The organism is Methanospirillum sp. (assembly GCF_035406105.1).
In the GTDB taxonomy this organism is placed as follows: domain Archaea; phylum Halobacteriota; class Methanomicrobia; order Methanomicrobiales; family Methanospirillaceae; genus Methanospirillum.
The window spans coordinates 1-8,917 of record NZ_DAONKG010000097.1 but is presented as its reverse complement, the minus strand read 5'-3'; the positions used below and the strand labels follow the sequence as shown (position 1 = coordinate 8,917).

General features: G+C 45.8%; 9 protein-coding genes. 6 read left to right on the top strand and 3 right to left on the bottom strand.

Annotated features, from left to right (window positions below; translation table 11 throughout):
- The first annotated feature begins 38 nt into the window (after positions 1–38).
- The 5 genes from cooS to PLA23_RS07205 are packed head-to-tail and all read left to right on the top strand — an operon-like array spanning position 39 to position 5,791.
- Complete coding sequence (cooS, locus tag PLA23_RS07225) at positions 39–1,925, top strand: anaerobic carbon-monoxide dehydrogenase catalytic subunit (RefSeq protein WP_324474644.1); 1,887 nt, start codon at positions 39–41, stop codon at positions 1,923–1,925.
- 21 nt (positions 1,926–1,946) lie between these two features.
- Positions 1,947–2,429 carry an NADH-quinone oxidoreductase subunit NuoE family protein gene (locus PLA23_RS07220; RefSeq protein WP_324332000.1) on the top strand — a complete coding sequence of 161 codons (483 nt, stop codon included), beginning with the start codon at positions 1,947–1,949 and terminating at the stop codon, positions 2,427–2,429.
- Complete coding sequence (locus tag PLA23_RS07215; RefSeq protein WP_324474643.1) at positions 2,426–4,114, top strand: NADH-ubiquinone oxidoreductase-F iron-sulfur binding region domain-containing protein; 1,689 nt, start codon at positions 2,426–2,428, stop codon at positions 4,112–4,114. The genes PLA23_RS07220 and PLA23_RS07215 overlap by 4 nt, the downstream gene beginning before the upstream one ends.
- Before the next feature lie 5 nt (positions 4,115–4,119).
- Positions 4,120–4,932: a 2Fe-2S iron-sulfur cluster-binding protein gene (locus PLA23_RS07210; RefSeq protein ID WP_324474641.1), complete on the top strand. Its 813-nt coding sequence runs from the start codon at positions 4,120–4,122 to the stop codon at positions 4,930–4,932.
- A gap of 40 nt (positions 4,933–4,972) precedes the next feature.
- The gene (locus tag PLA23_RS07205) at positions 4,973–5,791 is read left to right on the top strand and encodes an ATP-binding protein (RefSeq protein WP_324331372.1); all 819 of its coding nucleotides are present in this window, start codon (positions 4,973–4,975) and stop codon (positions 5,789–5,791) included.
- Between the two features lie 180 nt (positions 5,792–5,971).
- Here the strand turns inward: PLA23_RS07205 and PLA23_RS07200 are convergent, their stop codons facing one another.
- Both PLA23_RS07200 and PLA23_RS07195 read right to left on the bottom strand, forming a co-directional pair.
- Positions 5,972–6,820 carry a pirin family protein gene (locus PLA23_RS07200; RefSeq protein WP_324331370.1) on the bottom strand — a complete coding sequence of 283 codons (849 nt, stop codon included), beginning with the start codon at positions 6,818–6,820 and terminating at the stop codon, positions 5,972–5,974.
- Between the two features lie 194 nt (positions 6,821–7,014).
- On the bottom strand, positions 7,015–7,269 hold the full coding sequence (locus tag PLA23_RS07195) for a hypothetical protein (protein WP_324474639.1): 255 nt from the start codon (positions 7,267–7,269) through the stop codon (positions 7,015–7,017).
- Here PLA23_RS07195 and PLA23_RS07190 point away from each other — a divergent pair.
- The gene (locus PLA23_RS07190; RefSeq protein WP_324331368.1) at positions 7,262–8,095 is read left to right on the top strand and encodes a hypothetical protein; all 834 of its coding nucleotides are present in this window, start codon (positions 7,262–7,264) and stop codon (positions 8,093–8,095) included. The genes PLA23_RS07195 and PLA23_RS07190 overlap by 8 nt on opposite strands.
- A gap of 110 nt (positions 8,096–8,205) precedes the next feature.
- Here PLA23_RS07190 and PLA23_RS07185 read toward each other — a convergent pair whose 3' ends face one another.
- Entirely contained in the window at positions 8,206–8,700 is a 495-nt protein-coding gene (locus PLA23_RS07185; RefSeq protein WP_324474637.1) for a flavodoxin family protein, read from the bottom strand.
- Between the last annotated feature and the right edge of the window lie 217 nt (positions 8,701–8,917).

Below are 8,917 nucleotides of genomic sequence, written 5' to 3'. Positions count from 1 at the left end.
AGAAACTTGCATCGTTATCATAAGAAGAGGGTGAAGATATGACAGAGCAGGATATCATAAGAGAAGCGGAGAGGAGAGCATCAGACCGGACCGACCAGGAGATAATCAGGAAAACGTTGGACGAAGGGGTGCAGACCGTCTGGGACAGGTTTGCCCTGCAGCAACCTCAGTGCGGATTTGGTCAACTTGGAGTCTGTTGTAATAATTGTGCCATGGGCCCCTGCAGAGTTGATCCCTTTGGAGGGAAGACATCTCTTGGTGTCTGCGGAGCAAATGTGGATACTATTGTCGCAAGAAATCTTCTTGATGATTTAAGTGTAGGAGCTGCTGCACATTCAGATCATGGACGGGAGGTTGTTCAGGTTTTACTCGAAACTGCTGAAGGCCATGGGCAAGGGTATCAGATCAAAGATATTGAAAAACTTCACCGGCTCGCTACCGAATATGGAATTCAGACAGATGGGCGGGATACAAACGATATCGCAAAAGATCTTGCTCTTGGCATCCTTGAAGAATATGGCACTATCAAAAACAGGATCCAACTAGCGGAACGCGCCCCGGAAAAGACGAAAGAGATCTGGAGAAAAACTGGGATCATGCCCAGAAGTATTGACAGGGAAATTGTTGAGGCTATGCACCGGATTCACATGGGAGTTGACGCAGACTATGTAAATCTGCTCCTGCATGCGATGAGAACTTCGCTCTCTGACGGATGGGGAGGGTCCATGGCTGCCACGGAATGTTCTGATATTTTATTTGGGACCCCGACTCCGCTCACATCGATCACAAATCTTGCAACACTGAGCAGAGATAAAGTCAATATTGTTCTCCACGGTCATAATCCCCTGCTCTCTCAGATGATAGTAAACGTCGCCGAAGACCCTGACCTCAAGCGAATGGCTGAGGATAAAGGAGCAAAAGGTATCAATCTTGTTGGCATGTGCTGCACGGGAAATGAACTCCTCATGAGAAGCGGCATCCCGCTTGCCGGATCCTTCTTTGACCAGGAACTTGCTATTGCAACCGGAGCAGTTGAGGCAATGGTTGTTGATTACCAATGTATTTATCACTCCATTCCGCTGACAGCCGGTTGTTTCCATACCAAGGTCATTACAACCAGTACAAAGGGGAAGATCTCCGGAACGATTTATAAAGAGTTCAAGCCCGAAAGTGCCCGTGATACCGCTCATGAGATAATTAAACTGGCAATTGAGAACTTCCCGAACAGAAACCCGGACCGAGTCAGAATTCCTGAGCGACCCATGAAAGTGATGGCAGGATTCTCAGAAGAGACTATCAGAAAAGCTCTTGGAGGAACCTACAAACCACTCATCGATGCCATCGTTGCCGGAACAATCAAAGGATGCGTCGGTATCGTCGGATGTAATAACCCACGTATTAAACAGGACTATGGGCACATTACCCTTGCAAAGGAACTTATCAAACGCAATATCCTCGTTGTTGAGACCGGGTGCTCAGCCATTGCCTGTGGAAAAGCAGGGCTTTTAGTTCCGGAAGCGGCTGATCTTGCCGGAGAAGGACTGGCATCGGTATGCAGACTGCTTGGTATTCCCCCGGTCCTGCACATGGGATCCTGTGTTGACTGTTCAAGAATTCTGGTATTAGCAGCGAACATTGCGAAAGAGCTCGGAGTAGGTATCGGTGATCTCCCCATTGGTGGAGCAGCCCCTGAATGGTACTCCCAGAAAGCAATCTCCATCGGGACCTACTTTGTCTCATCCGGTGTCTACACGGTCCTTGGTATCCCGCCAAAGATCTTTGGCAGTGCGAATGTCTTAAATCTGCTCGCAGATGGAGTAAAGGGAATTACGAATTCTGCATTTGCGGTTGAACCGGATCCGCTGAAGACCGCTGACCTCCTTGAAGCAGAGATCAACCGGAAGAGAAAGGCACTGAACATCTAACCTTCCTTTTTGGAGAGTATAATGGATGAAAAGACGCTTGATGGAATTATTGATAAATATCCCAATTCTTCCGGCAGAATTCTGGGAATTTTACGGGAGATTCAGATACAGGAAAGACACATCCCCATGGATACCCTGAAACTGGTTTCAGGAAAATTACAGGTTCCTCTCTCTGAACTCTTCGCTCTTGTTACCTTTTACTCATTTTTCAGTCTGAAACCGGTTGGAGAGCACCTGATCACCGTCTGCATGGGAACACCCTGTCATGTGAAAGGAGCAGAAAAAATATTAGAGACACTGGAAGAACATCTCGGGTTATCTGGAGATACACAGGACGGCAAATATCTTCAGACAACACCGGATAATAAGTTCACCGTTGAGATTGCCCGCTGTTTTGGGGCATGCAGTATGGCTCCGGTCCTCCATGTTGACGGGCAACTGCATGGATATGTGACACCTGAGAGAATCCCGGAGATATTAGAGATGTACGGGTGGAAACGATGAAGATTCAAACACCCGAAGATCTTGATTCTGTTCGAAAAAAAGGTTTGAAAAAACTTCAGCCGGGGAGACCCAGAATCGGAGTCGGGACATCATCATGCGGGATTGCAGTCGGAGGTATGGCCCTGTATAACCGGATGCATGAGATAATTCAGACAAAAAACCTTGATATCTCTCTTGTTAAGACCGGATGTATCGGTTTTTGCAAAGAGGAGCCGATTGTTTCGGTGAGCATCCCCGGAAAAGCGCAGGTTCTGCTTCGGAAGGTGCACCTGGACGATGCAGAGAGAATTATTTCCCTTGCTCTTCAAGGTGATGTTCCGTCTGATCGGGCACTTTGTAAAATTTCTAACTGGGACCATATTACAGGAAACCTTGTATATGGGAACGAGTTTGAGATTATTCCTGAATATGGAGAGATCCCCTTCTTCGCTTATCAGAAGAAAGTAATTCTTCGTGACAGCGGCCTTATTAATCCTGAGGATATTGATGAATACATCGGTATTGGCGGATATTTTGCCGCATATAAGGCACTTACCAGTATGGAGCCTGATGCTATCATCGATGAAATGAAGCGATCCGGCCTTCGAGGGCGGGGAGGAGCAGGATTTCCTGCCGGTCTGAAATGGGAGATCACGAAAAAAGCTCCAGGGGATGAGAAATTCATCGTCTGTAATGCTGATGAAGGAGACCCTGGTGCCTACATGAACCGGAACGAGATGGAGAGTGATCCCCATATGCTTCTGGAGGGAATGCTCATCGGGGCATTTGCCATGGGAATTCATGAAGGACTTATTTACATCCGGGCTGAGTACCCACTCGCTATCGAACGTCTCATATTAGCACTTGACCAGGCACGAACGTATGGTTTACTCGGACAAAACATCTTTAACACCGGATTTGATTTTGACATCCGGATAGCAACCGGTGCAGGGGCATTTGTCTGTGGAGAGTCAACCGCTCTTGCAGCATCCATTGAAGGAAAAACAGGCAGACCACGCCTCCGTCCTCCCCGACTTACCGAAAAAGGAGTCTTTGGAAGACCGACTGATCTGAATAATGTTGAGACCTGGTGCAATGTCCCGGTTATAATCGCAAAAGGAGCATCCTGGTATTCATCCATCGGTGCAAAGGGGAATACCGGAACCAAGGTCTTTTCCCTTGTCGGAAAGGTTGATAATATCGGTATGGTCGAGGTACCCCTGGGAACATCCCTGCATTCGATCATCTATGATATCGGAAATGGCGGAGCATTGGGAAAAGAGGTGAAGGCTGTCCAGACGGGAGGTCCGTCAGGAGGGTGTATCCCGGTCAGACTCTTTGATACACCTGTTGATTTTGAAAGCCTGAATCAGGTCGGAACGATGATGGGATCAGGCGGCCTTGTGGTGATGGACGAGGACACAAACATGGTAGACATTGCCCGGTACTTTATCAATTTCGCATCAGGTGAGTCATGCGGAAAATGTGTTCCCTGCCGGGAGGGACTCAAACACATGCTCCTCATCCTGAATCGTATTATCGCCGGCAAAGGTACTCATGAGGATATCGACCTGATCAAAGAACTGTCTGAAACGGTTCAAAAAACATCACTGTGTGGCCTTGGGCAGACTGCACCAAATCCGGTTCTGACCACGATGCAGTACTTCCCTGAAGAGTATGAACGTCTCATTATACAGAGGGAATAATCACTATGTCATTATCAGGTTACAGAAAGAGGATGGTCACCATCACCATCAATAAAAACCAGTACCTGGCCGAAGAAGGAGAGATATTCCTTCTCACCGCCATGAGATTAAATATTGATATTCCTCACCTCTGTTATGAAAAAGCCCTTGAACCATATGGAGCCTGTCGGCTTTGCATGGTTGATGTGGTCACCTGTGGAAAGACGACAATGACTCCCGCATGCACCATCAAAGTTCATAATGGCCTTGAAATCCTGACTGATACTCCTCAGATTATCAGACATCGAAGTCTGCTCTTTGAGCTCTACCTTGCAGAAGCACCAAAATCAGAGGTTATCCGTGAGATGGCTGCGAAATACGGGGTCACAAAAACACGGTTTCTCAAGAAGATTGTTCATGATGATCCGCTCATGGGAAAATGCATATTGTGCGGATTATGCATCAGGGTGTGTAATGAGATCATGGGCGGTAAAGCAATCAATTACATCAACCGGGGGCCATATACTACCATTAATACTCCTTTTTACGAACATAACCCTGACTGCCTTGGTTGTACAGCCTGTGCAAACGTATGTCCGACGAATGCAATAGTGTTTGAAGATTCTGATTCAAATCGGGTCATGCAATCATGGTCCGGAACAACGGTTCCTCTTGCAACATGCTCATCGTGTAAAACGGCATTTGCTCCAGAAAAACTGATGCATAAGGTAATGAACAAACTCGACCCTGCAATCATCGAAGAAATAAAATCCCTGTGCCCTGAATGCAGACGCCACTATTCCACCAGAAAAGCGACCAGGAAAGTCCCAAAGTCATGATACCCTGAACAGAAAACCATTAGAGGAGTAAAAAAGTAGAATGAGTAATCATGGATTTCGGGTAGTCATTACCGGAAAGGGGGGTGTTGGAAAGACAACGATAACTGCACTTCTCTCTCATCTTTTTGCAGGAAGAGGATATTCTGTATTAGCGGTTGATGAAGATCCCCAGATGAACCTTCCCTATGCAATCGGGGTTTCTCCAGAAGATACGGAATCAATTGTCCCTCTCTCAAAAAACCTGGACTATATTGAAGAGAAAACGGGGGCCAGACCTGATTCCGGATATGGTCTTATGCTCTCCCTTAACCCGGATGTATCAGATGTAGTTGAGCGGTTTGGCATGAAAGGCCCGGATGGTGTCAACATCCTCGTTATGGGAACCGTGGTAAAAGCTGCCACCGGCTGTCTGTGTCCGGAGAATACCCTGCTTGATGCAGTCATGAGACATATCAACCTGCGGGAAGGGGAGGTAATTCTCATGGACACTCAGGCCGGAGTTGAGCATTTTGGACGGGCACTTGCGAAAGGCTTTAATCAAGCGGTTCTGGTTGCAGATCCGACATTTAACGCAGTACAGGTTGTGAAACATGCAGCAGAACTTGCCAGGGAACTGGAGATACCAGACATTCACCTGGTCGTTAACCGGGTCAGATCGCCCGGAGATATATCACGGGTTGACAGATTACTTACCGATTATGATGGGTTTTTTTCCGGAAAATTTTATATCCCGTACGATGAGATGATGCTCCTCTCTGATCCGGATGTGCGGCCAATGCTTGATGAACAGTCAGAGTTTGTTGATGGTGTCAGGGAACTTTTGATATCTCTTGAGATGCATGGGCTTATGAGAGCGTGAAGAACGACCTGAAATGAGTTCAAAGTTTTTTCCAATAAAAACGTTAGTCTCATAATACACCATATGCCATATCACCTGTCGGCCCTCGTACTTTCTGATGTACAATCGGTTCCTGATCAGAAATGTCATTCCCGGGAAGTAGAACTGAAGAACAAATCATAGAACAATTCTGTTTATTATTTATCTGATAAATGTCCCGTTCCGATACTCCTCAAATGCCTGATCCACCTCTTCTTGGGTGTTCATCACAATCGGACCACCCCAGGCAATCGGCTCTCCAATAGGCTTTCCTGAGAACCATAAAAACCGGCAGCCATCTTCTCCTGAGGTCAGGTCCAGAACTGCTCCCGGAGCCAGCAGTGCCAGATTACGTTTTTTTAAAAATACCGGCTCTCCTATACCTATCGTGCATCTTCCTTCAATGACATACAGTACCCCAGTGAACCCGGGACGAACCTGATGATAGAACTTTTCGTTTGAGGGCACCAACACATCAAGAAACTCCGGATCCGCAATAATATCACGAACCGGGCCACCTATTCTCCTATATGTCCCTGCAATAACCCGGACTTGGGAACCATTCTCAAGGGTATCGATTGGGATCATGTCAGAAGAGATCTCCTGGTACCGGGGAACATGATATTTTTCCGACCGGGGAAGGTTTACCCAGAGCTGAAATCCTCCCATCTTTCCATCGACCGGCTTTGGCATCTCCTGGTGAATTATCCCGGAGCCCGCTGTCATCCATTGAACTGCCCCTGCTCCAACGATTCCGGCATTTCCCATGCTATCACTATGCTCAATCATCCCTTCAAGCATGTAGGTAACCGTTTCAATACCACGGTGGGGGTGCCATGGAAATCCTTTCAGATAATCAGCCGGATTATCTCCCCTGAAATCATCAAGCATCAGAAACGGATCAAACCGGGGGATCTCATGATATCCAAAGGCACGATGCAGCCTGACCCCGGCTCCTTCGATAGTCTCGCGTGCAATAAGAATTTCTTTCACCGGCTGGTTTAACCCCATAAATCATAATCATCTTTGTACGTAATAAGAATAACCGCATTCTCTAAAATTCAATCATATTTCATTGCGAGAAACATATTCAGAGAGAAACAGAAATACATGGAGACACAGATTATCAACTTTTGTTTCAGGCTCCTGGTGTATCGTTCTCTCCTGAATGACACATATATCATGCTTTTTTTATTTTAATGAGATTATACACAAATACCATTATGAACACGATATACTATCTCTATCTTAACCACATCGGCAACCATATCCGGAAGAGACAACTGCCCATCAGGTAGAGTATTGCTCTTCTGATATCTGACCTTATAGCCGGGAAAGATTCCCTGAACGGGTGTTATTGATGTGGACAATGACTCACAGAGTAAAAAACCATAGGGAGAATTATGTATGAGAAAACCATTCGTATCAATATTGATTATTATTCTTCTGAGTATGACCATAGGGGTATCATGTGGAGAATCATTTAGCGCATCATTTCCGGAAGGATGCATCGGATGTGTTGACGGCATTACCAAATCGGATACTGTTATTCAGACCATGCCATTACCAGCGGGCGAACTGGAACTGAATATTGATACAAAAGTGTTACCACGACGAACCTTAGGTATTGTATGTGGACCATCAGATTTTGTGTTCCGTGGATGGGATAAAGTGTATCCGGAAACATGGTATCGTGCACCAGGTGATATTATTGAAAAAACCGGAACCCCAAAGTCAAAAGGAGATCCTGATGGTGTTTGTGGTCTTGAAGGAGAGGAACATATCGTACATATGATCACCCGTCTGAAACTTTCCGAACCGATCCTTCTTGAAATCGCAATGGATCCATCTGTTGAGTATCATGGTGGCGGACCAGCATGGCAATATGCCCAGCAAAAGGAGATAACAATCTCGTATACTATTATTGGGGATAAGAAAATTACACCTGAACCGACCATGACCGGGAGAAATTCAGATATCTGTTCAATAAGCAGAACCTACAGTTCAAATCAAGGTACTCTCACTCTGGTCCAGGTAGGACAGGATGCCTTTGGCACATATACTCATGATGAGGGACGGATATCAGGCACATTGACCGGGAAAACGTTCCGGGGAACATGGTCAGAAGCCCCATCGTATACTCCCCCACATGATGCTGGAGAATGTGAATTTATATTCTCTGATGATTGTTCATCCTTCACCGGACACTGGCGATATGGCTTTACCGGTGAATGGGGATCATCAGCAGAATGGTCTGGATCATGGAGCGGTACAGAAAAACCCTGATTTTTTATATTTTCATGTCATCGACCGGTACCTGCGGATGCTGATGCCTTCGCGTTCATTTTGTTCCATGAATCAACTTCGGATGAGAAAAATAATTTTAATTTCTGGTCTTATATATTCCTGATATCAGAACAAATGCCTTCAATTACTGATTCATCCGCAGAAGCGTTACTATCTAGGACAGATGTTTTGAATATCACAAGACCCTTCTTTTTTAACCGCTCAACAAAGGGAAACAAAGCCTGATGACCACTTTCTGCACTCCGGCATGTCATTATCGCATACCCCTTCTTTCCCTGACATCCAATCAGCGCATCAATCGCTCCATTAATCACCGGAGTAGGTTTCCCAGCCCAGACCGGAGATGCGATGATAAGAATATCATATTCGGATACATCGATCGTTTGTGGCCGTATCGGATCTGCAAGCCCCTTCACAGCCCGGTAACATCCTTTTGGGACTACCATAAAACTCGAATATTCCTTCTCCGGAGTTACCTCAATCATTTCGGAACCAAGAATTTTTGAAAGATGTCCTGCAACTCCCCTGGTGACGCCTGAGTGTGAGTGATAGATAACAACCGACCTCATATCTACAACCTGCATACATAATCAGAAAACCTGTATTGCACACATCCATTTTTCAGAACCTGGATACCATCGTGCAGACCCTGATTTGATATTCTTATCAGATATTTATTATGGGTAATGTCATAAAACAATGACTCAAACATGGTTTGCCTCCCTGAACCTATTTTTTAAGTATCGAATTAATTACTTATCATTTATAATCAGTCACTTATTCGATTATTTCATCAAAATA

Excerpts from the sequence above, each read along its gene's own strand:
- PLA23_RS07210 (WP_324474641.1), top strand. The coding sequence starts at position 4,120 with ATGTCATTATCAGGTTACAGAAAGAGGATGGTCACCATCACCATCAAT.
- PLA23_RS07215 (WP_324474643.1), top strand. The coding sequence starts at position 2,426 with ATGAAGATTCAAACACCCGAAGATCTTGATTCTGTTCGAAAAAAAGGT.
- PLA23_RS07185 (WP_324474637.1), bottom strand. The coding sequence starts at position 8,700 with ATGCAGGTTGTAGATATGAGGTCGGTTGTTATCTATCACTCACACTCA.
- PLA23_RS07190 (WP_324331368.1), top strand. The coding sequence starts at position 7,262 with ATGACCATAGGGGTATCATGTGGAGAATCATTTAGCGCATCATTTCCG.
- cooS (WP_324474644.1), top strand. The coding sequence starts at position 39 with ATGACAGAGCAGGATATCATAAGAGAAGCGGAGAGGAGAGCATCAGAC.
- PLA23_RS07205 (WP_324331372.1), top strand. The coding sequence starts at position 4,973 with ATGAGTAATCATGGATTTCGGGTAGTCATTACCGGAAAGGGGGGTGTT.
- PLA23_RS07220 (WP_324332000.1), top strand. The coding sequence starts at position 1,947 with ATGGATGAAAAGACGCTTGATGGAATTATTGATAAATATCCCAATTCT.
- PLA23_RS07200 (WP_324331370.1), bottom strand. The coding sequence starts at position 6,820 with ATGGGGTTAAACCAGCCGGTGAAAGAAATTCTTATTGCACGCGAGACT.
- PLA23_RS07195 (WP_324474639.1), bottom strand. The coding sequence starts at position 7,269 with ATGGTCATACTCAGAAGAATAATAATCAATATTGATACGAATGGTTTT.